Origin of the sequence: Candidatus Thiodiazotropha sp. CDECU1 (assembly GCF_963455295.1) — a bacterium.
In the GTDB taxonomy this organism is placed as follows: domain Bacteria; phylum Pseudomonadota; class Gammaproteobacteria; order Chromatiales; family Chromatiaceae; genus Thiodiazotropha.
Genome location: NZ_OY734020.1, coordinates 1,790,877 through 1,816,943, shown reverse-complemented (window position 1 = coordinate 1,816,943; position 26,067 = coordinate 1,790,877). Strand labels below are relative to the sequence as shown.

The 26,067-nt window shown below is 53.8% G+C and carries 19 protein-coding genes; 13 read left to right on the top strand and 6 right to left on the bottom strand.

Annotated features, from left to right (window positions below):
* Window positions 1-15: 15 nt before the first annotated feature.
* From R2K28_RS08255 to R2K28_RS08225, 7 genes are all read left to right on the top strand, one after another.
* The gene (locus R2K28_RS08255) at window positions 16-546 is read left to right on the top strand and encodes a hypothetical protein (RefSeq protein WP_316369065.1); all 531 of its coding nucleotides are present in this window, start codon (window positions 16-18) and stop codon (window positions 544-546) included.
* A gap of 260 nt (window positions 547-806) precedes the next feature.
* Window positions 807-2,573 carry a SulP family inorganic anion transporter gene (locus R2K28_RS08250; protein ID WP_316369064.1) on the top strand — a complete coding sequence of 589 codons (1,767 nt, stop codon included), beginning with the start codon at window positions 807-809 and terminating at the stop codon, window positions 2,571-2,573.
* Window positions 2,574-2,633: 60 nt separating this feature from the next.
* Window positions 2,634-4,094, top strand: a complete 1,461-nt coding sequence (locus tag R2K28_RS08245; protein WP_316369063.1) for a complex I subunit 4 family protein — start codon at window positions 2,634-2,636, stop codon at window positions 4,092-4,094.
* A gap of 10 nt (window positions 4,095-4,104) precedes the next feature.
* Window positions 4,105-7,425, top strand: a complete 3,321-nt coding sequence (locus tag R2K28_RS08240; RefSeq protein WP_316369061.1) for a DUF2309 domain-containing protein — start codon at window positions 4,105-4,107, stop codon at window positions 7,423-7,425.
* Entirely contained in the window at window positions 7,418-8,974 is a 1,557-nt protein-coding gene (locus R2K28_RS08235) for a proton-conducting transporter transmembrane domain-containing protein (protein WP_316369059.1), read from the top strand. Before R2K28_RS08240 ends, R2K28_RS08235 begins: the two co-directional genes overlap by 8 nt.
* Before the next feature lie 10 nt (window positions 8,975-8,984).
* Complete coding sequence (locus tag R2K28_RS08230) at window positions 8,985-10,499, top strand: complex I subunit 4 family protein (protein ID WP_316369057.1); 1,515 nt, start codon at window positions 8,985-8,987, stop codon at window positions 10,497-10,499.
* A gap of 11 nt (window positions 10,500-10,510) precedes the next feature.
* On the top strand, window positions 10,511-12,013 hold the full coding sequence (locus R2K28_RS08225; RefSeq protein WP_316369056.1) for a complex I subunit 4 family protein: 1,503 nt from the start codon (window positions 10,511-10,513) through the stop codon (window positions 12,011-12,013).
* A 41-nt stretch (window positions 12,014-12,054) separates the two neighbouring features.
* On the opposite strand, the gene R2K28_RS08220 is transcribed toward R2K28_RS08225, so the two are convergent.
* Window positions 12,055-13,116 (bottom strand): carboxysome shell carbonic anhydrase domain-containg protein, encoded by a 1,062-nt coding sequence (locus R2K28_RS08220; protein ID WP_316369054.1) that lies wholly within the window; start codon window positions 13,114-13,116, stop codon window positions 12,055-12,057.
* A 315-nt stretch (window positions 13,117-13,431) separates the two neighbouring features.
* On the opposite strand from R2K28_RS08220, the gene R2K28_RS08215 reads away from it, so the two are divergent.
* The 4 genes from R2K28_RS08215 (at window position 13,432) to ppnN (ending at window position 17,114) form a co-directional block, all read left to right on the top strand.
* Window positions 13,432-13,662: a BolA/IbaG family iron-sulfur metabolism protein gene (locus R2K28_RS08215; protein ID WP_116446705.1), complete on the top strand. Its 231-nt coding sequence runs from the start codon at window positions 13,432-13,434 to the stop codon at window positions 13,660-13,662.
* A 287-nt stretch (window positions 13,663-13,949) separates the two neighbouring features.
* Window positions 13,950-14,933 (top strand): malate dehydrogenase, encoded by a 984-nt coding sequence (locus R2K28_RS08210; RefSeq protein WP_316369052.1) that lies wholly within the window; start codon window positions 13,950-13,952, stop codon window positions 14,931-14,933.
* 285 nt (window positions 14,934-15,218) lie between these two features.
* Window positions 15,219-15,587, top strand: a complete 369-nt coding sequence (locus tag R2K28_RS08205; protein WP_316369050.1) for a hypothetical protein — start codon at window positions 15,219-15,221, stop codon at window positions 15,585-15,587.
* A 153-nt stretch (window positions 15,588-15,740) separates the two neighbouring features.
* Entirely contained in the window at window positions 15,741-17,114 is a 1,374-nt protein-coding gene (gene ppnN / locus R2K28_RS08200) for a nucleotide 5'-monophosphate nucleosidase PpnN (RefSeq protein WP_316369049.1), read from the top strand.
* Window positions 17,115-17,162: 48 nt separating this feature from the next.
* On the opposite strand, the gene R2K28_RS08195 is transcribed toward ppnN, so the two are convergent.
* The 4 genes from R2K28_RS08195 to aceB all read right to left on the bottom strand — a co-directional run bounded on the left by R2K28_RS08195 (window position 17,163) and on the right by aceB (window position 22,079).
* Window positions 17,163-18,221 carry a hemolysin family protein gene (locus R2K28_RS08195; RefSeq protein WP_316369047.1) on the bottom strand — a complete coding sequence of 353 codons (1,059 nt, stop codon included), beginning with the start codon at window positions 18,219-18,221 and terminating at the stop codon, window positions 17,163-17,165.
* Window positions 18,222-18,328: 107 nt separating this feature from the next.
* Window positions 18,329-18,823 carry a ribonuclease E activity regulator RraA gene (gene rraA / locus R2K28_RS08190; RefSeq protein WP_316369046.1) on the bottom strand — a complete coding sequence of 165 codons (495 nt, stop codon included), beginning with the start codon at window positions 18,821-18,823 and terminating at the stop codon, window positions 18,329-18,331.
* Between the two features lie 270 nt (window positions 18,824-19,093).
* A complete protein-coding gene (gene aceA, locus R2K28_RS08185; protein WP_316369044.1) occupies window positions 19,094-20,416 on the bottom strand; it encodes an isocitrate lyase in 1,323 nt (440 codons plus the stop codon).
* A gap of 49 nt (window positions 20,417-20,465) precedes the next feature.
* A complete protein-coding gene (gene aceB / locus R2K28_RS08180) occupies window positions 20,466-22,079 on the bottom strand; it encodes a malate synthase A (protein ID WP_316369043.1) in 1,614 nt (537 codons plus the stop codon).
* A 261-nt stretch (window positions 22,080-22,340) separates the two neighbouring features.
* Here aceB and aceK point away from each other — a divergent pair, with 261 nt between their 5' ends.
* Entirely contained in the window at window positions 22,341-24,101 is a 1,761-nt protein-coding gene (gene aceK / locus R2K28_RS08175; RefSeq protein WP_442871437.1) for a bifunctional isocitrate dehydrogenase kinase/phosphatase, read from the top strand.
* Window positions 24,102-24,122: 21 nt separating this feature from the next.
* Here aceK and R2K28_RS08170 read toward each other — a convergent pair whose 3' ends face one another.
* Entirely contained in the window at window positions 24,123-25,523 is a 1,401-nt protein-coding gene (locus R2K28_RS08170) for a TIGR03013 family XrtA/PEP-CTERM system glycosyltransferase (RefSeq protein WP_316369041.1), read from the bottom strand.
* Between the two features lie 257 nt (window positions 25,524-25,780).
* Between R2K28_RS08170 and R2K28_RS08165 the strand changes: the two genes are divergently transcribed.
* Window positions 25,781-25,984 (top strand): 4-oxalocrotonate tautomerase family protein, encoded by a 204-nt coding sequence (locus R2K28_RS08165; protein ID WP_316369039.1) that lies wholly within the window; start codon window positions 25,781-25,783, stop codon window positions 25,982-25,984.
* Window positions 25,985-26,067: the final 83 nt, after the last annotated feature.

The following is a 26,067-nucleotide window of genomic DNA, read 5'->3' as shown; positions in this document are numbered from 1 at the left end:
CAAGAGTATTATTATTTGTTCCAGTTTATACTGTTTGTTCCGAATGACCGAAACTATCGACAAAAGAACACGCAACGGCACCTGAATTGTAAATATTACGACAGGCCGAAAAACGATCAAATAGTCACCACAACAATAGAAGCAACCAGGACTCTCCAGGGAGAGCTTGACGATAAACAACTGGGGGGAGGTATAAAAAAGATGCGTATCAGTGAATACAAGATTCACTGTGAGATGTGTCACTTGCTGTCCGATGAGAGTGGCAACAGGGGTTTCACGATCCAGGTCCCCATCGATACTGCATCGCAAAAAGAGCACCTTTTAGCGACCATATTCTGCCGTGTAGACGCCCAATCTCACCAGCTCACTCTGCAACAGCTCACTAATCCTAAGGGAGAGGAGGTAATCCTCCCGGAGAGTGAAAACATCAAGCTAGCATCGGTACTGAAAAGCGTTGAAGAGAGACGTTTATGCGGCAATGCAAAAATCTGTCCGCAATGCATTGTGCAACTGGTGACTCAGCTGCACAACACCATGAAAGAGTGATTTCGCTTTCATTTCACTGGGATATCCATTAGTATTAGCATGTTTTAATATAGGCCTGCAAACGGTCTTGGGTGGAGCCTGAATCGATGATCCAGGTAAAAAAACATAGCTTACTAAGAAGTTCGATCATACGTCCGAAGACCAGCCAAGAACTGGTCTCGGCGGCGTCCAAGCAGCTGTATTGCCGCGTTTAAATTCGTCGCATAAAAAGTCGTAAAGAGCAACCAGTAAGCACCTAACTCCTTTAGGTGAAAACGATCATGTGGGACCATATACAGAGTCTGATGGCGGGCTGGAAAGGGGCGTTCATCCCATTTCTGGATTGGATCGGTGAGATTAAGGACAAGGAGACGATAAGAGCCGATATCATCGCCGGTATCACCGTCGCTCTGGTGCTCGTGCCTCAATCCATGGCCTACGCCCAACTTGCCGGTCTACCCGTCTACTATGGCCTCTACGCCTCATTTCTGCCACCCATGGTGGCCGCCTTTTTCGGCTCATCGAGACAATTGGCCACCGGCCCGGTAGCGGTGGTGTCGCTGATGACAGCGGCGGCCCTGGAGCCCCTTGCCACCTCCCCCGACACCTATCTGGCCTACGCCCTGCTGCTGGCCTTCATGGTGGGTGTATTCCAGCTGTTTCTCGGTCTGTTCAAACTCGGCGTACTGGTGGACTTTCTCTCCCATCCCGTGGTGGTGGGTTTCACCAACGCCGGCGCCCTGATCATCGCCACCTCTCAATTGGGCAAGGTATTCGGGGTTTCGGTGGAGCGCGAGGCCCATCACTACGAAACCGTGTGGAACACCATCCTGGCTGCCATCGACAGTACCCACGGATCGACCTTTGGCATGGCGGTTATCGCCTTTGCCATCATGTGGGGGCTCAAGCGTTATGCGCCGAGTCTCCCCGGGGTACTGATCGCCGTTGTCGTCACCACCGTGATCGCATGGTTGACGGGATTCGGCGAGGCGGGGGGCAAAGTGGTCGGCGACATCCCGAAGGGCCTGCCTGCGCTGTCACTGCCGATGTTCGACTTCACCACCATCTGGCAACTGATACCCGCCGCCATCACCATCTCCCTGATCGGCTTCATGGAAGCCATCTCTATCGCCAAGGCGATGGCCGCACGTACCCGTCAGCGTCTCAATGCCAACCAGGAACTGATCGGACAGGGGCTCTCCAACGTGGTGGCGAGTATGTTCTCCGGCTACCCGGTATCGGGCTCATTCTCCCGTTCGGCGGTGAATATCAATGCCGGCGCCATGACCGGATTCTCATCCATCGTGACGGGCATGGTGGTCATGATCACATTGATCTTTCTGACCCCACTGCTCTACCACCTGCCCCAGGCCACCCTGGCGGCCGTGATCATCATGGCGGTCATCAACCTGATCAAGATCGATCCGATCATCCATGCCTGGAAGGCTCAACCCCATGACGCCATCGTCGCCGTGATCACCTTTGTCCTGACCCTGGTATTCGCCCCCCATCTCGACAAGGGCATCATCATCGGCGTGCTCCTCTCACTCGGACTGTTTCTGTGGCGCACCATGCGGCCCCGCTTTGCTCAGCTCTCCCGCTACAAGGACGGCACAATGCGCGACATCCGGGTACGCCACTTACCCACCAGCCCGGTTATCTCCGTGGTACGTTTCGACGGTTCGCTCTATTTTGCCAGCGCTGGCTATTTCGAAACCAAAATGCTCGGTGTGGTGGCTGCCAATCCGGAACTGAAATACATCATCCTGGATGGTGAAGGCATCAATCAGATTGACGCAACCGGTGAAGAGGTATTGCACCATTTGTGGGAACGTCTGCAGGCGCAAGGCATAACCCTGGTCATCGCACGTATGAAGAAACAGTTCATGGATACGATTCGGCGTACAGGACTGAAGGATAAAATGGGCGAAACCACCTTCCACTCCCGAATCGGTCTGGCACTGACCTATGTCTGGAACCAACTGGGTGATACCTACGACAGAGAGAATTGTCCACTGCGTTCCCCGATTGGCGTCAACAGGGACTGAATATGATGATGTGGCAGTCAGATACCCGGCCGACGTGGCGTCCCGGGTGTGGGTAGTGATATGCCTGATCTGAGTTATCTTCTCCTAACCCCTTTCGTCGGCGCACTCGCGATCACTTTCCTGCCCAGGCAGGCGAACTGGGCCATCCGCGCCACCGCCCTGTTTGCATCGGCGGCGACTTTCGCCCTTTCATGGGTCTATATCAGCGGATTCGACTACAGCCAGCCCGGCTTGCAGTTCATTCACCAAACCGAGTGGAATACCCGCCTCGGCACCTCCTTTGCCCTGGGACTGGACGGTTTCTCCTATCCCATGGTGCTGTTGGCCACCCTGTTGAGTCTGGTTGCACTCCTCGCCTCGAATGCGATAAACCAGAGCGTCAAGGGCTACTACATCCTGGTACTCCTGCTGGAGTCTGCGATGCTCGGTGTCTTCATGGCGCAGGACTGGTCTCTGTTCTATGTATTCTGGGAACTGACCCTGATTCCGCTGTTCTTCCTCATCGACCGCTGGGGAGGGAAAAACCGTCATGGCGCGGCGCTGAATTTCGTCCTCTACACCATGGGTGGTTCTGTTTTCATGCTGATCAGCCTGTTGGTACTTTTCGATTCCGTACCTGGCCACAGCTTTTCCATGTCCGCCATGGCGGAGAGCGGACGCACCCTGCCCCAACATACCCAGGTTTTGATCTTTCTCGGTTTTCTGATCGGCTTCGGGGTAAAGATGCCAATCTTCCCCCTCCACGGCTGGCTCCCCCTGGCCCACGTGGAGGCGCCGAGCCCAATCTCTATACTACTCTCGGGTGTATTATTGAAAATGGGTTCATACGGACTGATCCGTGCCGCGGGTATGCTGCCGGATGCGGTGCTTGCCTTGCAGGACATCCTCGCCGCGCTCGCCTTTGTCAGCCTGATCTACGGTGGCCTGCTCGCCTGGCGCCACAGCGATCTGAAGGCCATGATCGCCTACTCATCCGTGAGCCACATGGGGGTTGTGCTGCTGGGCATCGCCGCCCTCAACCTGGCCGGACTGCACGGCGCCCTGATGCAGATGGTCGCCCATGGCCTGGTGGCGGGTTCCCTGTTCCTGTTGATCGGCCTGCTCTACGAACGCACCCGCACCCGTGATGTGACCGACTACAGCTCTCTGGTCAGGGTGATGCCGCGGTTTGCATTCTTTACCACCCTCGCCTTTATTGCCGCCGTATCACTCCCTGGCACGGCCGGATTCGTGGCCGAGCTCAACGCTTTGATAGGCGGCTTCGCCCGCTGGGGTTGGGTCGCCGCCCTGTTGACCATCGGTGTTCTGCTGAGTGCCGCCTATGCCGTGCGCACCATCAGCCAGCTGTTTACCGGACCGGTTCGCCCGGGTATGCAGAACGTGGAGGACCTACGCCCAACCGAGTTGCTGGCGGCAGGCACCCTGGCAGCAGCCACACTCCTGCTCGGATTCATGCCTACCCCTGTACTCGATCTGGTGAATGCCTCCGCTGTACAACTCTCGAGTCTGTTCTCATCATAGGATCAGTGGCATGAATGAGAACCACAGCAAGAGCGGCGATATCCGGGAGCAGATCAGAGAGACTATTGATCATCTGCAACATCTGCTCCCCAGCCAGGCACCCATCCGGGACTTCGTGCACCACAATACCCTGCATGGTTTTCAGCATCTCCCCTTCCAGGAGGCCCTGGCCAGCGCCCGCCGCATTACCGGCGCCCGCGGCTTTTTGCCGTTGCAGCGGTATCGGGACTTTTATCACCAGGGCCGCATATCTCACCTGGACCTGGTGAGTTGCGTGGCACAGGAGACGCAGCTCGAACCCCAAACCCAATTGGCAGATACGGCCCATGCTTCGATCCGTCGCAGCGATATCATCGTGGCGATCATGACCATGCCCTATCAACCTGTATCCGGCTGCCAACTCAATTGGCAGATCGAGGAGAATCGAGTGCTTGAACGACTCCGTCCCGATCTGCCCAAGGCAAGCCGGGATCGACTCTTGAAGCATGCCCAAAAGAGTGGTCAGACGACGGAGTCGAGTGCTGTCATGGACCTATGGAACGCCTGTCTCCAGGTGCTGCACCTGGAACACGATTCCACTCATCCGGAGGAGTTGCTCGATTTGGCACCGCAACAGGCCGAGACCCTGTTGCATGAAATGCTCGATATCGCGAACAGTGTGGAGGGCAATCCCAGCACAACCACCCAACTGATGCAGCAGGCCGCCAATGACCGCTTCGACAAGTTGCTCGAACGTCTGGGTGATGACATGACCATGCGGGATCTCCTATTGGCCCTCACCGGCCACGACCTGCTGGACGATATACGTCCCCAGTTGATCAGGGATCTGGCAAATTTTCTCGATCAGGGGGTGGCCAGCTGGCGTCCGGTCTCCCGCTCCGCTGGTTTTTATCACTATTGGAGTAACAGGGCTGAGCAGGATCTCGACTGGCAACTACGCAATATCGAGGGATGGCAGCAACACCTGGAACTGCTCCTGAACGATCCTATGGAAACCATCATCAGCGAGCTGCATAGAATGGGCTTGCAACGGGATAACTGGAGCGGTTACCTGGAACGGTTGGCATTGGAACTGCCCGGTTGGTCCGGCATGGTTCTGTGGCGGCACAACCACCCTGACTATGAATCTCTCTCTGCCCGTGTCGACATGCTCGACTATCTCGCAGTGCGGCTGGTACTGGAGAGGATCTACGCCCACAATCTCTGTGCGCGCCTGTTCAATATCGAATCCAGTGTCGACATGCTGCGTTGGTATTTCCACCATCAGGCAGATGAATTCACTGTCCGCGAGGCACTCTTCAACAGCCGTCTACCGGAATACCTGGCAAGCCGTGCTCAACGGGCAGTGCACGCACCCGCCAACAGGGATGGGGACGATAACTCGGCGCGGTGGCGGCATCTCGCCCAGTTGATCTGGACATGGCGTCAAAGCAGCGGCAGCTACGAAACCAACACACAACCGACCCTGTGCCAGGGTGCCTGGCCCCTGTTTCAGCTGATGCAGCAGCTTGGCTGGTGCGGTACAGAGGTGCGCGACCTCGGCTATGAGCAGATCCAGGCCATATTCGAGACAGTCGACGCACTCGATGAAGACCGCTTGGGTTATATCTGGCTGCGCGCCTACGAAAAACACTATCGTGATCAGATCCTGACCGCGCTGTCCGAAAACCGTGGACGTGGTGCCTGGCCGGATCGACAACAGCGGCCAGCCGCGCAGGTGGTATTCTGCATGGATGACCGTGAGGAAGGGACCCGCCGTCATCTGGAGGAGATCTATCCAGAGGTAGAGACCCTGGGTACTGCCGCACACTTCAATGTCCCCCATAACTGGCGGGGACTGGATGACAGCTGTGCCGGACCTCAGGCACCGGTCATCCCGACCCCGGTCATCCCGGTGCATGAGGTTCGGGAGACACCAGCTGAAGCAGACCTTGAAAACGGCAGACACCATCAGCAGCGCCATCAACTGTTGAAGAAAGGCCACCAGCTGCTGTTACAAAACACCCGCCGAGGGACCCTCCTCCCCGGTTTGTTGGTGACTATTGCCGCACCCGCCACCTTGGGTGTATTGATCGGCAAGATCCTGGCACCCAGGCCCTTTGGGCGACTGCTGGCCCATCTGCGACAGCAGGTTGAAAGGCCGGTAACAACCCGGATTGAATACAAGGCGCCGAATGATAGTCCGGAGGCGAGCATTGAATCGCCCCGTCTGGGGTTCACCGATATGGAGCAGGCGGACCGGGTACAGGCAATGCTGAGAAGCATCGGTCTACTCAGTGGCTTCGCCCCAATCGTCACCATCGTGGGTCATGGCTCACGCAATCAAAACAACCCCCATGCTTCGGCATACAACTGTGGTGCATGTTCAGGACGTTTCAGTGGACCGAATGCGCGTCTCGTGGCCGCGATGGCCAACCAGGATGGGGTTAGAGCGATCCTGGCAGAACGAGGCATCAGCATACCCGAAGATACCTGGTTTATCGGTGCCGAGCACGATACCTGCGGCGAGAGCATAGACTGGTACGATCTTGATCGGCTACCCGCTGAGTTTCGTCCGGCGCAGGAGCAACTGGTAAAGGCCTGCGAACAGGCCTGTCAACTGCACGCCCAGGAGCGCTGCAGACGTCTGGCCTCCGCGCCTCAGCAAGCCGATCCTGATCAGGCCTTTGACCATGTCTTCGGCCGTTCCCTCGATTTTTCCCAGGTGCGGCCAGAGCTCGGCCATGCCACCAATGCCTGTGCATTCTTCGGCAGGCGCTCTATCAGTCGCGGTGCATTTTTCGACCGGCGGGCCTTCCTCATCTCCTATGACGCCTCCCAGGACCCGAGTGGGGAAATACTTGAGCGACATCTGTTGATCAATGGCGCGGTGGGTGCCGGAATCAATCTCGAATACTACTTCTCCACGGTGGACAACGAACACTATGGCTGTGGTTCCAAGGTCACCCACAATGTGACCGGCTTTCTCGGGGTGATGGAAGGCGCCAGCTCGGATCTGCGTACCGGGCTGCCACGGCAGATGATCGAAATCCATGAAGCGATGCGTCTTTTGGCCGTGGTGGAGGCCAGCACCGACAGATTGACCGAGATCTATCAGCGCCAACCTCCGCTGCAGGAGCTGGTGGGGAATGGCTGGGTGGTGTTGGTGTCCATGGATCCGGATAGCGGAACATTCCATCTGTTCGAACCTGGGACAGGGTGGGTTCCCTGGCAACCTGACAATCGTGGGATAGCAAAGGTGGATCGTTCCGCCGAGTGGTATATGGGCTCGACGGAGCCGCTGCGGCCGGCATTGATCACAACCCCGCAGGAGGCGAACGCAGATGCTTGAACGATTCGCATGGCTGGTTCCTCTCCTGCCCTGCCTGGCCGCCGGGTGGATCGGCCTCGGTTATATCCTCAAACTCAATCGCGGTGAAGCCGGTGAGCGCCAGACATCCCTGGTTGCCCTGGGCGCTGCGAGCGGGTCCCTGCTGTTGGCCCTGGCCCTGGCGGTTGAGGCAGTTCGACTAGGTGCGCCCGGACAGCTGGTGCTTGGTACCTGGTTCGATAGCGGGGATGTTCATCTGCCCATCAGCTTCAGCCTGGATGCGACCGGTCTTTCCCTGCTGGTGGTCGTGACCCTGATCGTGTTCCTGAGTATAAAATTTTCCATTAACTACATGCACCGCGAGACAGGCTACCAGCGCATATTCATGCTCTTCTGTCTGTTTGCCAGTGGCATGGAGCTGATAGTGCTGGCGGGTAATGCCCTGCTCGCTTTTGTGGGTTGGGAGATCGTCGGCGTCACCTCATACCTGTTGATCGGTTATGCCATCGATCGGCAGACAGCCACAAAAAATGCGGTTCGGGTGTTCATCACCAACCGGGTCGGCGACACCGGATTCATCATCGGCATCGCCCTCTCATTGTTCTGGCTCGGGGGGGTCGAATGGCCTCAAATCAATGCCGAGGCCGCTAACATCGGGACCCTCGCGGCCGGGGTGATCGCGGGCGGTTTCGTCATCGCCGCACTGGTCAAGTCGGCACAGCTGCCGTTTGCGCCTTGGATCTCCCATGCATTGGAGGGACCCACACCCTCTTCGGCCATCTTCTACAGTTCATTGATGGTACATGCCGGGGTCATCCTGTTGATACGTCTGGCACCGCTGTTGGAGCAAGCGCCTGCCATCATGATCACCATCGCCATCCTCGGGCTGCTGACCGTGATTTATGGCTGGCTGGTCGGGTTGACCCAGTCCGATATCAAAAGCTCGCTCATGTTCGCCACCACGACCCAGGTCGGCCTGATGTTCCTCTGGTGCGGCATGGGGTGGTTTACCCTGGCTGCCTGGCATCTGAGCCTGCATGCCGTGTGGCGGCTGTTTCAGTTCCTGGCATCGCCGGCATTGGTCAATCAGATAGATACCACCACTCCAGCGCCTCCCCCTTGGCTGACGCGTTGGCGCTGGCTGCATAATGCCGCCCTGCAGCGTTTCTGGCTCGACACCCTGTCCGACGCCCTCCTCACACGCCCGACGGTATCCCTGGCGAAGGATGTACAGTACTTTGACGAACAGGTGGTCACCCGGGTCATCGGATTGCCTGTCTATACCCGCAGCGTCTCCTCCCTCACCCAGTGGGAGGCGTTGCAGAAACGCAGTTCGGAGGATCCGGCTGGCAGGGTAGGTCAGGGCACCGGATTGGCCGGTAAATTCATGACATGGCTGGCCAATATTCTCTACTGGTTTGAATCCCGTCTCGTACTGCGCGGTGGTGGTGAAGGGTTACTGAAAAACCTGCATCGTGTGGGGGGTGTGCTGCAACGGGTTGAGCAGTTATTGTCCACGCCGCGCTATCTGATCGTGTTGGTGGTGGCAACCTTCGTGGTGATCCTGTGAGGGCCAAGACGTGACAATAGAAACCTTCCACTGGTCGACCCAGATCTCGTACCCGATTCTGACCCTATTGCAACTACTGCCACTGGCCACCATCGTGTTGCTGTGGTTATTGCGCCGCCACCCCTGGCTCGTGCCGACAGGTCTAGTCGCTGCGCTGCTGCAGCTGTTGCTGAGTATCGATCTGTGGCGCCACTACGACACCAATCTGGCAGGCTTTCAGTTTGTCGAAAAGGCTCAAATCATACCTCAATTGACCTACCATGCCGGCGTTGACGGTATCTCGGTGATCTTTATTCTGCTGACGGGACTGCTCACCCTGCTGGTTGCCCTGTATGGCGTGGTACGGGAATTGAAACCCTTCAACCGCCTCTATATGGCGATCTTCGCCGTGCAGGCCTGCCTGATGGGGCTGTTCGTCACCCTCAATCTACTCTGGTTCGTGCTGTTGTCGGCGGCCCAAATCGGCTTCATCGGCTATCTCCTGTGGCGTTGGGGCAACTCACCGGATAAGGAGCTGGCACTCAAGCGTTTTTATCAATTCATGTCGGTGAGTATCCTGCTGTTGATTGCCGGTACCCTGTTGATGGGCTGGAACTACTCCGACAGTCACGACGGCGTCTGGAGTTTCAATCTGCTGCAACTGGCACAAACACCCGTCTCCGATACCTTCCGCTCAGTCGCCTTCTTTCTGCTCTTTTATGGGCTGGCGATTCGCACCCCGCTCTTCCCCCTGCACGGTTGGCTGCCGATGGTTGCTGAACATGGCAATGTGGCGGTCGCACCCACCCTGCTGCTCGGCCTCAAGATCGGTATCTACGGTCTGCTGCGCTTTGTACTACCCCTGTTACCCACCGCGGTCACTGAATGGCACAGCTATGTGGTCACGTTCGCCCTAACCGGAATCTTCTACGCTGCGTTTCTCGCCATGATGCAGGATAATCTGCGCCGGCTGCTCGCCTATGCGGTGATCTCCCATACCGGGATCCTGATATTGGGTATCTTCAGTCTGGAACATGCCGCCTTTATGGGCAGTGTGATTCTTTCGGCCACTTTTGGCCTGGCCCTGGCAGCCCTGGTATTTACCACGGGATTGCTGTTTCGGCGCACCCACACGACCTTGCTGCACAATCTGGGCGGCCTGTTCGATAGCCTGCCTTTCCTTGGCATCACCTTTCTCATCGGCGGGCTTGCCATCATCGGCATGCCAGGGACACCGGGATTCGATGCCGCGCATCTGATTCTTGAGTCAGCCATTCATAAATTCGGTGCATTGGTGACCATCGCATCCGCCCTGGGTAATGTGGTGGCGGCAGGCTTTCTCTTATGGGCCTTCCAGCGGGCCTTTCTGGCACCCCGTCCCAGTGGTAGACAGCCGTTTCAGGTGATCCCCATTTCAAAACCTGAAGTGTTCGTAGTCAGCGCCCTGATAGTGGTGCTGCTGAGTGCCGGTTTCTTCATAGAGCCCTGGCTAACCCTGATTGATAAGCCGCTCGCTGCATTGAGCGCTATTTACACCGCCCATTGAGACTGCTGCAAATGGGACCATTCGACACCATGACTGATCTGCCACTGCTAACTATACTGCTGCTACTGCCACTTGTGGGTGCGGGAATGATCTGGCTTTTTCCGGTCCCCAAGGCACGTCTGGTCACCCTCGCCACGCTGTTGGGCGCCCTGCTCCCCGCGGTGGCTGTTGTTGCCCTGCTGGAGCTTGATAATCCTGGGTTTCAGTTCGTTGAACAATATCCCTGGATACCCGCGCTGGATGCCAACTTCAGATTTGGGGTCGACGGATTGTCCGCCCCATTCCTGCCCTTGACGATAGTGCTTTTTATCGCCGTGACCCTCGCATCCTGGACCCATATTCAGAGCCTGCAAAGAGTCTACTACAGTCTTCTGCTGCTGTTCGCCACCGCCACCCTTGGCGTGTTTATGAGCATCGATGTGCTGGCCTTTTTTCTGTTTTGGGAACTGACCCTGGCCCCCCTCTATTTCCTGATCAGCCTGTGGGGGATCGGCCCCCATCGACGTTACGCGGCGACGAAATATACCCTGTTCATGCTGGCGGGCGGTATTCCACTGCTGCTTGCGATTGCGGTTCTGGCATTCAATCATGCTGAGATCAGTGGCGCCATTCCTCCGGACGGGCTCTCGTTCGACTACCAGACCCTCCTCGACACCCCCCTTCCCGCCGGGCTCGAAATCGTGGTGTTTCTGTTTCTGTTGGTGGGCTTTGCGGTTAAGACCCCGCTGTTCCCCCTGCATACCTGGCTGCCCATCGTTGCCCTCGAGGGCCCGGCCCCCGTTGCTGCACTCTTGGTGGGTCTCAAACTGGGCGCCTATGGCATCATCCGATTCGCCATACCGCTGGCACCTACAGCAGCCCAGGAGCTGCATTGGCTGCTGGCTGGACTGGGTGTCATCGGCTTACTCTATGGGGCCCTGGCAGCCCTCAACCAGACCAATCTACGACGTATGCTGGCCTACTCCTCCATGAGCCACGTGGGACTGGTGGTTTTGGGCATCGCCTCTTTCAATCAACAAGGGTTGCAGGGGGCGATTTTTCAACTGCTCAATTTCGTCATCATCGCCGGGGGACTGTTTCTCCTTACCGGTTATCTGCATCATCGTCTGGGCTCCACCGATCTGATCCACCTTGGGGGCATAGCACAGACGATGCCGTTACTCGCCGCTTTCTTCATGTTTCTGGGATTGGCCTCGCTGGGTATTCCCGGGACGAGTGGATTCCCGGCTGAGCTGCTGATCCTCATCAGTGCCCTTGAAACCCATACCGGCGCCGGACTCGCCGCCCTGTTCGGTCTCATCATCGGTACCGGTTATCTGTTGAACAGCTATCGCCAAAGCTTTTTCGGACCGATCACTGACGGCCAGGTCAGGGCCAGTCAGGACCTGCGCCCCAGGGAGCTGGCTACCATGCTGCTGTTCTCGCTCCTGGTACTCGTTTTTGGCCTGTTTCCCGGGTTAGTGCTGGACTTTATGCACGCAACCACAGAGTTGTGGCTGATGCGCCTGCCGTAACCATGCGATGATAAGACCTGCTTTCATTTGCGGATCGAGCATCAACTCTTCGACAATATCTCCAAACGCCGGGAATGCCAGTTCAAGACAGCAGTCTTTACAGTCATCTTCCGCGACAGCTCGGGGTGGGAGGTACGGATCCGATCGGCGGCAAAGTTGCATAGAAAATTCGACTTCACCTCTGCCCTCGCCCGATCCACGCCCACGTCATGGTAGGGTACTGAAGCCAGGAGCAGGAAGCCATCGTCCGGAATGCGCCCAGCCTGCATGTTACTTTCGATTATCCCGGCAGCCTTGTCGATGGGATCGGAAAGGTTCGGACTATACGGCCCGATGATAAGCGCCAGATTGGGGGTATGCAGAAAATCGAAGCCACGACCAACGCAGATCATCCATTCCCGATGCACAAGATCCAGCTCCCGTTGCATCTGGCGCGCCTCGAACACATGGTCGAGATTACCCGCCACCAAAGGCAATAGATCCTGCCTCATCTGCGCAGACATATCCGGAAATAGCGCCTCCAGCCGCGGCAGCAGGGTATCTTTATCACTCAAACTCAGATCCGCCGTGTTGAGTTGTTCTCCTGTCGAACCATGCAGGATCAATGCGTCATCATCAGTCTCAAACCCACACACGATCGGGTAGACCGTTTCATGATCAGGGCCGAACACCTCTTCCACCTGTCGCTTTATTTGATAGGTATGCGCTTTTGCCGCCTCGGTATCATAATTGAAACCGGCGCAGCCCCGTTGGGGATCCCCCTTGGAGTAGTGGTAAGTGATCAAGTTCAGTACCCGCCTGCCATCGGACACGACATTCTGCACATAACTCGCCAACACCTCCCCAAGATGTGGCCAACCTAGATTGAAGATACCGCCCAGGTTGCGGAAGGGCTGAATAATGCCCTGTGGTGTATTGGTGGCGATGGGTATGTTGATACGGCCGTCCATGCACTTCATCACGGCGATCGCGGTGGGGTGTTCTGAAAGATAGCGGGTACGCGCCAGCCAACTGCCCGGGGTACTGTAACTTTCAGAGTGGGTAGTGGCATGATTAATTAACCAATCGATACGTTCCTGAATGGGTTTGCTATGAATATCCATGAACCTTCCTGAAAAAACCGGATAGTATTTATGACATATTTATTGCCGGGTTGATGACAACATGCCCCAACTGCTTAGTACTGTCAATCTTCCCCATATGATCGATACCAACCATAATCGAGCCTGTAACCACTCATCCAAACCACCCCTAACTGGTCATGCATAGAAAACAGACTTAGAATGGAATCTCAATACAGTGGCGGTGGTCCTCTCCAAACAGGGGCAATTCCACACAAACATAGAATTAAATTTATGCTTGGGTAGTGGAATGATGGGTTGACCCTTCTTAAGATTCTCTTATTGGTATTTTTGTATATGAACGATCAAGATCTAATCAATCGAATCAAACAGCTCTATCCGGATGCGGAGATCACTGTTGCCGGTGAAAGCTGCAGTTTTGAGGTCAATGTCACGACACCCGCGTTTGACAATATGAAGAGTCTGCAGAGACAACGCTCTATCCTGACCCTGTTCAACGATGAGATCGCCAGTGGAGAACTGCACGCTTTGACAGTAAGAGCTAAAACACCGCAGGAGAATCAGTAGCGAGCAGGATTAAGGATCTTTTAACTAATTACAATATGATTTGACTATATCCAATTGTTTTGACTGGATATTAATTCATTTACAGATTACACAAGGATGAGAGAGCCAAGATTGACTGAGACTGACAACATCCAGTATCGGCATGCGCAAACTGATTGGCTGATCCCTGCAGAATTCTCCACAGGGATATAATACTTTCTATTGAATTAAATAGACTATTCAAGAAATCATATATAACTATACTTATCGATCCATCCAACGAACTTATAAGAGAGAGGATTATCCGCATGAAATCCGCAGTAAAAGTCACAATCACCGGTGCCGCTGGGAATATCGGCTACGCACTGGTATTTCGCATTGCATCCGGCGCCATGTTCGGTCCGGATCAACCTGTGATTCTCAAACTGCTTGAGATCCCCCAATCCATGTCTTCAGTGAAGGGCGTGGGTATGGAGCTGGAAGATTGCGCCTTCCCGCTGCTGCACGACGTCGTTATGACGGATAATCCGGCGATCGGTTTTCGCGATACCGATTACGCCATCCTGATCGGGGCAAAACCCCGCGGCAAAGGTATGGAGCGCAAGGACCTGATTACCGAAAACGCCAAGATCTTCTCTATTCAAGGCAAGGCGATCAATGACCACGCCTCGCGGGATGTGAAGGTCCTGGTAGTGGGTAATCCAGCCAACACCAACGCGCTGATTGCCGCTTCAAATTCCCCCGATCTGGATAAGCGCCAATTCACCGCGATGACGCGCCTGGACCACAATCGTGCCATCGGCCAGCTGGCGAACAAGACCAACTCCCTGGTTGCGGATATCAAGCGAGTGACGGTCTGGGGCAACCATTCAAGCACCCAATTCCCCCACATCGATAACTGTGAGATCGCCGGTAAGCCCGTCTACGACCTGGTATCCCAGGATTGGGCCATAGACCACTTCATTCCCAGGGTACAACGCCGCGGTGCAGAGGTCATCGAAGCACGTGGGCTCTCCTCCGCCGCGTCCGCGGCCGATGCCATTGTCGATCATATGCACGACTGGGCCCTTGGCACCCCTGAAGGTGACTGGGTGAGCATGGCCATTCCCTCCGACGGAAGTTATGGTATAGAGGAAGGTGTGGTCTACTCCTATCCGGTCACATGTAAGGATGGGAATTACGAAATCGTACAGGGACTGGAACTTGATGAGTTCAGCGTATCCCGCATGAAGGCATCGGAAAAGGAGCTACTGGAAGAGCGTGCAGTGATCGCGGATCTGCTGCGCAGTTAGACTAAACAACTCTGCCCCATTCAAGTGATGGGGCAGTTTCTATCCCCTAGTACCAATCAGCTACCTGATCGCTTCAGACTACAATGCGTAGGTATATGTCTGTGATTATCTCACATCTCTGAAGTGTAATTCTCATCACTCCTCGTTAATCAGTTTCATTACCATTACACCACAGTATGGATCACTGTCTGTCATCTGATGGTCAGCATCGAGTTCAAAGTTGTCAGTTTATCTTTGGCAAACATATTGTTGCGTTGATAACTATCTATATCGAGGGAAACGATCATGAAACGACTACTTATATCTATTCTTACCAGCCTGGTTGCTGTTGGAATCAGCATCCAGGCCTCGGCCCATGTGAGGGATACCACTTTGGAGGCCACAGCGACAACCAATCTCAAACCCTATTCTATTGGTGCTAAAGAGATGCCCAGTGCCCCGCTTCGGCTGGCTGGCGACACAAAGACCACGATAAAGGTCAAAGGAAAGACGAAGACGCGCACTGTGGATGAAGATGGAAACGTCACCAAAACCAAGGTAAAGATAAAAAGCAAAACCACCACAACCTCATCCTCAGACAACAGCAGTGACAGTTCCAGTGAAAGCAGCAGCTCCGGTGGTTATTATACCGGGGACAGTAAAGAAGGAGAGTAGTAATCGATGTAAGGTGCGGCGCTGCCGCACCTGTAGCACTGCCGTGATATGGTTGTGTGTAAACTGTTAAGTTGCGAGTTCAAGTTGTGATGGATTTATATTATATTTAACGTCAATGAGAATATTTCCACAAAACCACGTAACACCAATCTTTTGAACTCTACAATACCCCGACTCAGCGCCTCAGTCCGTCCGGAAGGCAGCCTCGAAGTCCTGTCACAGCTGGAGGTCAATGCCCTGCTCGATACCAGCGCGCGTGGGCTATATGGCCTGTTTCGTCGTTGCGCCCTGGCCGTTCTCAACTGCGGCAGTGAAACCGACAATGCCCGTGAAATATTTGAGACCTACCGGGATTTCGGCATTCATCTGATGCAGACGAACAGGGGCATACAGCTACGCCTGGAGAATGCCCCTGCCAGCGCCTTCGTCGATGGTCGGATGATTCGTGGTATTCAAGAGCATCTGTTTGCGGTACTGCGGGACATCATCTACGTCCACAATGAGATCCAACACGACTCGGTGTACGATTTGACCGATTCGAGCCATATCACCTCCGCCGTTTTTCACATCCTGCGCAATGCCCGGGTTCTGCACACCGGCATGGATCCGAATCTGGTGGTTTGCTGGGGAGGGCATTCCATTGGCAGAAGTGAATATGACTATACCAAGGAGGTTGGCTATCAACTGGGCTTGAGAGGCCTGAATGTCTGCACCGGCTGTGGACCGGGCGCCATGAAAGGCCCCATGAAAGGCGCCACAATCGGACATGCAAAACAACGTATCGGCAAAGGCCGCTACCTGGGCATTACTGAACCTGGCATCATCGCATCCGAACCGCCCAACCCGATTGTCAACGACCTGGTGATCATGCCCGACATTGAAAAGCGTCTGGAAGCTTTTGTACGGGTTGGTCACGGCATTGTGATCTTTCCCGGTGGTGCCGGCACCATGGAGGAGTTGCTCTATCTGCTTGGCATTCTCATGCATCCAGAGAACAGGGATCATATATTCCCCCTGATATTGACCGGTCCTGCAGAAAGTGCGGACTATTTTATAGAGATCGATGGTTTTATCCGTGCAACCCTTGGTTCAGAGGCTGAGAATTTCTACACAGTCGTGATTGACGACCCTGCAACCGTTGCAAGTCAATTAGGCAGCGCCATGGAAGATGTCAGGAGCTACCGTTACGACGGTAATGACGCCTTTTACTTCAACTGGCGTCTATATATTGAGAAAGCCCTGCAACAACCCTTCCTACCTACGCACAAGGCAATGTCTGAACTGAATTTGACCAGGGATCAGGATGGTCATGAGATGGCTGCCAATCTGCGTCGCGCCTTTTCCGGCATCGTCGCCGGGAATGTGAAGGAGGACGGCATACGTGCTGTAGAGAAAAATGGACCCTTCATCATTCGTGGCGACTCAGAGATCGTCACCGCCATGGATCGCTTATTGATCGCTTTTGCCGAGCAGAACAGAATGAAGCTCCAGGGTGACTACTCACCCTGTTATCAACTTGTTCAATGACGAATTGTTTACAAATGAAATTTTCATGAGCGATCGTGCAGCATAAAATCACTCATCCTGATCGTCTACTTCAAGCCCCATCCTGTCTGCCCGCTTTCTCCAAAGCCGCCTGGCCAGTTTACGCATATCGTCAATACGATCACCCTCATCGACGATTTCGATACCCAGAATAGTCTCGAGTATATCCTCCAGGGTGATTATCCCGGACATGCTGCCATACTCATCCACAACCAGCATGATATGGTTGCGTTTTTCGATGAACAGTTCAAACGCTGTCTGTAGAGAGCTGTTGTCCGGCAGTGCCGTCATATCACGACGATATACATCCAGACGGGTTTCAGAATTCCCCCGGGCGTGGGAGAGCAGCAGATCGCTGCGCAATACAAAGCCGGTCACATGATCACGATTTTCTTTGTATACAGGTATACGGGAAAATCGGCTGCCGTGGTGTTTATCGAAATAGTCCTGGACCAGGAGCGTCTCATCCAGTGAAAACACAACTGTGCGCGGCGTCATTACATCCGTTACCCGGGTTTCACTAAGGAGAAACAGATTCTTCAATATCAATGATTCATGCAGATCGAGTTTTCCCTCCTCCTCGCCGGCCTTCGCCATGGCGGTAAACTCCTCTCTGCGAAAATGGCCATGGGAGCCTTCCCGGGATAGCAGTCGCGTCAGTAGCGCCGACATCACCACGAATGGATAGAGTATCCAGATCAGAAACCTGAGCGTATAGGCAGTGACAGGTGCAAGTTGACGCCAATAATTGGCACCCAGTGTCTTGGGAATGATCTCTGAAAAAATCAGTATCATTAAAGTAAGAATGGCTGATGCAACACCCACATAGGCGTTGCCAAATACCGCCGCCGCCTGGGCCCCGGCTCCCGCGGCACCTATGGTATGCGCCGTGGTATTCAAGGTGAGAATCGCTGCCAGGGGGTCGTTAATATCCAGCTTCATCTTTCGCAGTATGGGTGCGGCACGGCTACCCTGCTGATCCATCACAGAGATATAGGGATGGGTGATGCTGAGAATCACCGCCTCAGCAATAGAACAGAGAAATGAAAAGCCTAAGGCTATGAGTACATAGACAATGAGTAACAGCATCGTAAAACCACGGGTTCAGATTGTGTCAATCATTGTTTATACAGACATTTCGGCCGCTTTTCATCAATAGGGTAAGAATCCAGTGGTAAGCGGAGCCAAGCCCGCATTCAAGTCGCAGCCCGGGCAAGCACCACGATGCCATCCTCATCGGCGTAGAGCCACTCTCCAGGCCTGAAAGTGACGCCACTGAAGTTGACTTCCACACCTTTATCCCCTTTACCTTGCTTCACACTTTTGCGGGGATTGGTGGCCAACGCCATGACCCCGAGCGACATCTCACCGATCTCCGCGGCATCGCGGATACATCCATTCACCAGGACACCGGCCCAACCATTGTCAACCGCCTTCTGCGCCAGGATGTCACCCATCATGGCACAACGCAACGACCCTCCACCATCTATAACCAGCACCCTGCCCTGTCCCGCTTGATCCAATTCTTCACGCACCAGCGAGTTGTCCTCAAAACACTTCAGGGTTGCGATGGGGCCATGGAACCCCCTATCCCCTCCATAGTGACGAAAACCGGGATTACAGATCTGCAATTTCTCTTCATGGAGATCGTAGAGATCGGCAGTCTTCATTCCAGCTTTTTCTTGATACATGGTGTTCACCTCTTTAGATATTCAAGCCGCAAATGAATGCACATCACCGCAAATCTACACGAATATATTGATGTTACTTGTAGCCATTCAACCTCATGGATCAAATATCCAATTTGCGAATATTAGCGCTGTTTAGCGTCCACTCGCGGTTAAAAAAAGCCGCGCCAAAGGGCGCGGCCAAAGGGCAGATAATGATAATACACACGCAGCAGCACAGCCTCGGAGGGGTATGAGTGCTGATGCGAACTCAGCTGCGTGTGAAAAGTGAGCCTACATTCCAGCCGCGCTGTCGAACTGCTCCTCTTCCGTGGAACCGGTCAAGGCGGTAACCGACGAAGCACCACCCTGGATAACCGTTGTTACATCGTCGAAATAACCGGCACCCACCTCTTGTTGATGTGAGACAAAGGTATAGCCCTTGTCGCGTGCCGCAAATTCCGGCTCCTGAACCTTTTCAACATAGTGCTTCATACCCTCACCGCGGGCATACTCATAAGCGAGATCGAACATGTTGAACCACATGTTGTGGATACCGGCCAAGGTGATGAACTGGTATTTGTAACCCATGTCGGAGAGTTCATCCTGGAACTTGGCGATGGTCTTGTCATCCAGGTTCTTTTTCCAGTTGAATGAGGGTGAGCAGTTGTAGGCCAGCAGTTTGTTGGGATTTTCAGCCAATACAGCCTGGGCGAACTCGCGGGCAAAGCCCAGGTCCGGGGTGCCTGTCTCGCACCACACCAGATCCGCGTAGGGGGCATATGCCAATCCACGGGATATGGCCTGTTCCAAGCCATTCTTTACACAGTAGAAACCCTCGTTGGTACGCTCACCGGTAAGGAACGGCTGATCATTGGCATCCACATCGGAGGTCAGCAGGTTGGCCGCCTCGGAATCGGTGCGTGCCAACACCAGGGTAGGCACACCCATCACATCCGCCGCCAGGCGCGCGGCAATCAGCTTTTGTACCGCCTCCTGGGTCGGTACCAATACCTTGCCCCCCATGTGCCCACACTTCTTGACCGCTGCCAGTTGATCCTCGAAGTGCACACCCGCCGCACCTGCAGAGATCATATTCTTCATCAGTTCGAAGGCATTCAGTACACCACCGAAACCAGCCTCGGCATCCGCAACGATGGGCAGGAAGTAGTCGATATAGCCTTCATCTTCCGTACCCACATCCCGTGACCACTGGATCTCATCGGCACGTTTAAAGGCGCTGTTGATTCGGCGCACCATGGTGGGTACCGAGTCGTAGGCATACAGGGATTGATCCGGATACATGGTCTCGGAGGTATTGCCATCCGCCGCCACCTGCCAGCCGGAGAGATAGATTGCCTCGATGCCGGCCTTGGCCTGCTGCATCGCCTGACCACCGGTGATCGCACCCATGCAGTTCACATATCCCTTTTTGGCGTCGCCACGCACCAGGTTCCAGAGCTTATCAGCACCGCGCTTGGCATAGGTGTACTCGGGTTGTACCGAGCCCCGAAGACGTACCACGTCTTCTGCACTGTAACCGCGCTTGACATCGGTCCAGCGGGGGTTTTCCGACCAATCCTTCTCCAGGGCTTCGATCTGTTCTCTACGTGTCATCTGTTTCTCCAGTGGTATCTTTGGTTTGGTTTTATGCGTGCCCCGGCACTCAGTCGAGTTGCTCATAGGCGGGAAGAGTCAGGAACTCCTGAAATTCATCAGCAGCGACAATCTGTCTCAAAAGGGATGCCGCCTGATCGTAATGCCCTGACTCATACGCCAGTTCACCGGTCTCATTTCGGATCAGCTCCAGTTCATCACTGACTGCACGATCGAATAGTTGATAGGTGACCTTACGACCATCATTGAGCACCCCCTTGGGGTAGCGTATCCATTGCCAGATCTGTGAGCGGGCAATCTCCGCGGTTGCCGCATCCTCCATCAGATGGTGAATTGGCACAGCCCCACGTCCACCCAGCCAGGCAGCCATATAGCGCAGTGCCGCGCTGATATTGTTGCGCAGACCCGCTTCGGTAATCTCTCCTTCAGGCACCATCAGCAGGTCGCTGCTGGTGACATTCAATCCATCCACCATATGCTCGAGTTGGTTGGGACCCGGCATATGTTTATCGAAAACGGCCATGGCAATGGGTACCAGTCCGGGATGGGCTACCCATGTGCCATCATGACCATCCCCAGCCTCCCGCTCCTTATCCAGTCGCACCTTCTCCTTGGCTTCGGCATCGGCCTTTGCATCGTCACGGATCGGGATTTGCGCCGCCATGCCGCCCATGGCATGGGCGCCACGTCGGTGACAGGTGTTGATTAACAGCTGTGAATAGGCACGTAAAAAGGGAACTGTCATGTTGACCTGGCTGCGATCGGGAAGCACGCATTCCGGATGGGCGTGAAAACGTTTGATAAAACTGAAGATATAGTCCCAGCGCCCACAGTTGAGACCACAGATGGAGTCACGCAACTCGTACAGGATCTCATCCATCTCAAATACCGCGGGAATGGTTTCGATCAACACTGTGCAGCGGATAGTGCCATGTTCCAGGTCCAGCTGTCTCTCGCTCCAGGAAAAGACATCCCGCCACAATTGGGCCTCCAGATGACTCTCCATCTTTGGCAGATAGAGATAGGGTCCTGTGCCTAGATCGATGAGCGCCTTAGCGTTATGAAACAGATAGAGACCGAAATCAAACAAGGCTGCTGACAGCCGGCGTCCATCCACCAGTACATGTTTTTCTTCCAGATGCCAGCCCCTGGGTCGAACGATCAGCGTCGCCAACTCATCGTTCAGGGTATAGGCCTTGCCTTCCGGGCTGGTGTAGGTCAAGGTCCGGTTGACGGCTTGCTTAAGGTTTATCTGGCCCTCGACACTGGCTTCCCAGGTTGGCGCATGGGCATCCTCCAAGTCAGCCATGAAACATTTGGCGCCTGAGTTCAATGCATTGATCAACATCTTGCGATCAACCGGACCAGTGATCTCCACACGCCGATCCTGAAGATCTGCCGGCGCCGGCCTGACCTTCCACTCGGACTGCCTGATTCCGCTGGTTCGCTCCAGAAAATCGGGTAGCTCACCACGATTCAAACGCGCCTGCCTCTCTTCCCTGAGCTTCAGTAACTCCCGTCGCCTGCTGCCGAAATGGCGCTCAAGCTCGGCAACGAAATGGAGTGCCTCAGCCGAGAGGATGGTCTCGAAACCAGGGCCCATGGTCCCGGTTATTCGTACCTCATGCGGCTGTTGCCTGAGACTTGAAGGTGTACTGGACATAATCTTTGCTCTCCTCATCTTCACTCTTGCCACGCACCTTTCGTGTGCGTGGATGTCGTTTTCTGTCGGTCATGCCCCAAAGTTGAGATACATGCCGTTTTTGTGCACTGCGTTAAAGCATAGTGAAAAGGTCAAGATTATTGTCAAAAAAATATCAATAGTTAGGTTTGATAAAAAAAATAGTGCAGTGCAAAAAAATCAGCTAAACCTTAGTAAATAGCTCAAGCTTTATGACACAGACCAAAGAAACGCACCAAAATGATGCAAATTCATCCACGACAGATCGCCCAATCGATCCTTACCGGGTTCGAACGACACTTCTCCTTTTTTCAGGAGATCAGCAGTGCCGCGCGCCAACGCTTCGAGCATGCGGATTGGGAGGCAGTACGGGAAGCTTCTGCAAAACGCATCAGTTTCTATGATCTACGGGTGCAGGAAGCCATCAACAGGCTGAATGCGAACTTCGACATCGACCAACTGGACGAGGGCTTGTGGCAACAGGTCAAACAGACCTACGCCAACATGCTCAAGACCCATAGCCGACCAGAGCTGGCAGAAACCTTTTACAATTCCGTATTCTGCCGCTTGTTCGAACGCAAGTATTATGACAACGACAAGATCTTTATCGAATCCCAGGTAAATCGTGGGGAGTTATCTGAGCGTTACCGCGTGTATATGTCTTTCCATGTGGCTGAAGGGGGATTGACCGGGACGCTGTGGGATATTCTCTCCGCCTTCTACTTCTCACTCCCCTATCAAGATATCAAGCGGGACTGTGACCGTGTCGCTCAATCCCTGCTTGATCAGTCCGGCTTCGATCAGCTTCCGGCAGATTTACGCTTTGATCTATTGGAATCACCCTTTTATCGGAATAAAGCCGCCTACATCATAGGACGTATGGTATATGGTGATACTGTCCGTCCCTTCATCCTGCCGCTCATCAACAACGAACAGGGTGGTCTGTATGTGGACACCCTGCTGATCCGGGGGCGCCATGTGGAAGCTGTTTTCAGTTTCGCCCGGGCCTATTTCATGGCAAAGACGCCGGTTCCGACAGCGACGGTGGAATTTCTCCAGAGCATCATGCCCTACAACACCCTGGCCGAACTCTACAACAGCATCGGTTTTCATAAACAGGCCAAGAATGAGTTCTATAGAGATCTGCTGAATCACCTTGATGAAAGCAAGGATTTGTTCGTGACCGCCGCCGGCACCCCCGGCTTGGTCATGCAGGTATTTACACTCCCCTCTTTTCCCTATGTCTTCAAGGTGATCAGAGACGTCTTTCCGCCACAGAAAGAGGTCACTCACAAGTTGGTCAAAGAGCGTTACCTTCAGGTTAAAAAACATGATCGGATTGGGCGCATGGCGGATACCCTTGACTTTATGGATGTCGCCCTGCCAATCAATCGCATAGAACCCGGACTACTGAAAGAGCTGCAGGAGACCGTGGCTTCCCAGCTCGAATACGACGGTGACATGCTGGTAATCAAACATCTCTATATCGAGCGTCGAATGGTGCCACTCAATCTCTATCTACAGGATGCGGATCAGGCAAAGACCAGAGAGATACTGGATGATTGGGGACTGGCTTTAAAGCAATTGATGGGCGTGAATATCTTTCCCGGTGACCTGTTGTTCAAGAACTTTGGTGTCAATTGCCAGGGTAAAGTCGTGTTCTATGACTATGACGAGGTCTGTTATCTGAGTGAAGTTAACTTCCGCAGGATACCTCTACCCAGAAGTTCCCTGGACCTCTACCGTGACGAACCCTGGTATAGCATCAATCCCAACGATGTTTTTCCGGAAGAGTTCATCACCTTCGTAACCACCGACGCACAAACTCGAAAAATGCTGATGGAACTGCATCCGGAACTTTTTGACTATCGCTATTGGCAAAACGCACAGCAGAATCTTGCGGCGGGGATCCAGGCAGATGTTTTTCCCTATTCCCAAAAACTACGCTTCGAGCGCCCCCAAGCGGAGCAGGAAGAAACCATGAAAATCGCAAGTACGGCATAGGCAGGCCCTGGTTTTGACGTACTATTGCGCACCCTTGCCTAGCAATACCACTTCGATGGTCTGCAACAGAATGATGAAATCGAGCATGGTGCTGGCGTTCTTCACATAGTAGAGATCATACTCCAGCTTGCGCTTGGCATCCTCTTCCGAAGCACCATAGGGATAGAGCAACTGTGCCCAACCTGTCAATCCAGGCTTTACCCAGTGGCGCTGCAAATAGTAGGGAATATCGTTGGAAAGCTGCAGCACGAACTCAGGACGTTCCGGGCGCGGGCCTACCAGGCTCATATCCCCATTCAAAATATTGTAGATCTGTGGCAATTCGTCGAGTCGGGTTTTTCGCAGAAAACCACCCAGTTTGGTAATGCGTGCGTCATTCTTGCTTGCCCACCTTGCCACACCATCGGCTTCTGCATCGGTACGCATACTTCTGAATTTAAATACCTTGAACAATTTTCCATTTTTCCCCACACGAACCTGGCTATACAGGATAGGATCCCTGCCACCGGACTCGATCAGGCTGGCCAACGCAACCAGTATCATTAACGGAGCGGCAACAATGAATATCACAATGCCCACCGTCATATCGAAAGTCTTCTTGATAGTACGGTTTAGTGCCTTCTGACGATAACCATCGGTGTATAGCATCCAACTCGGATAGAGCAGATCGATGTTGATAATCGAGAGCTCCTTCTCAAAGAAGGTCAATAGATCGAGTATTTGAATCCCCCTGATCTTGCACTCCAGAAGTTCATGGTTCGGCAATTTCTTGCGCCTGTCATCCACCGCCACAACGATCTCGTCAACCGCAAAACGGTTTGATATTTCAAGCAGTGTCTGATCCTTTACTACTTGCCGGGACTCATCGATCAACTCAATTCTGTCACCCAAATTGACATAACCGACAACAACTATACCCACGGTATCCTTGCTTTTGACCGATTCTTCAATACGGTCAGCGTTGATTCCTACACCCAGCACCAATACGCGGCGCTTCAGTGTCTTGTCTGAGGTAACCCTGACGAACAGGGTTCTGGCAATGAGAATACCCAGAATCGACAGGGTAAAACCGTGGGTGAGTAGAGAGCGATCAGTGTTGGGAAACAGTTGCAGACTGAAGTATAAAAAGGCCATGATCAATCCACCGACCAGAAACCCCAGTAACAGCCGGAGGAGAAATCCCGATGAGGAGGCCATCGACCCCTTTTGATAAAGACCCAATGCCGTCATGGACGAAAACATGATTACAGCGTAGATGGTCGGCAGGTTTTGCAGGGTATCGCTATCGATTGGGAGTGAGTTGGTGCCGAATTTGTGGCGTAAAAAGATCGCGCCAAACATCGATGAAAAAAAGATGAGGATCTCTATCACAGCAAGCAGTACAACCGCCTTGGAAATATAGATGCCAAAAAGCTTGATCATGACTGTGCTGTTTCTATCCTTCAACCGGGTAATTCGTAGAAATCCGACTATCCAGATCCCCATAATCCAAATAGTCGATCCAGCTTACCCGTAACTAGCGTCCGGATTCTAACAAATTTTAAAAAAAATAACCGTGTACATTCCATTTCTTGGATTGACCGCAAGATTTCAGTCATGGAAAAACTAATTCTGGAGAGAGATGAGTTGTATAATTGAGTGGATATCCATCCACCTGTACCAATCAAGGGGGAATCCACGTGCCCTATGTTAATATCAAGATCACTAGGGAAGAGGTCAGTAAGGAGCAGAAACAGCAACTGATTGCCGGCGCGACCCAGTTGCTGACGGATATATTGGGAAAAAATCCGGCTACCACCTTCGTTATTATTGAGGAGGTCGATACGGACAACTGGGGAATAGCCGGCGAACAGGTCACCGAGCGGCGTAAAAAAGGCCTCTAACCCAGACTCGATATGCGCACAAACAAAACCCGCTCAATGGAGCGGGTTTCTTCCTTCACTCTGGAATCAGGTGATGTTTAAAC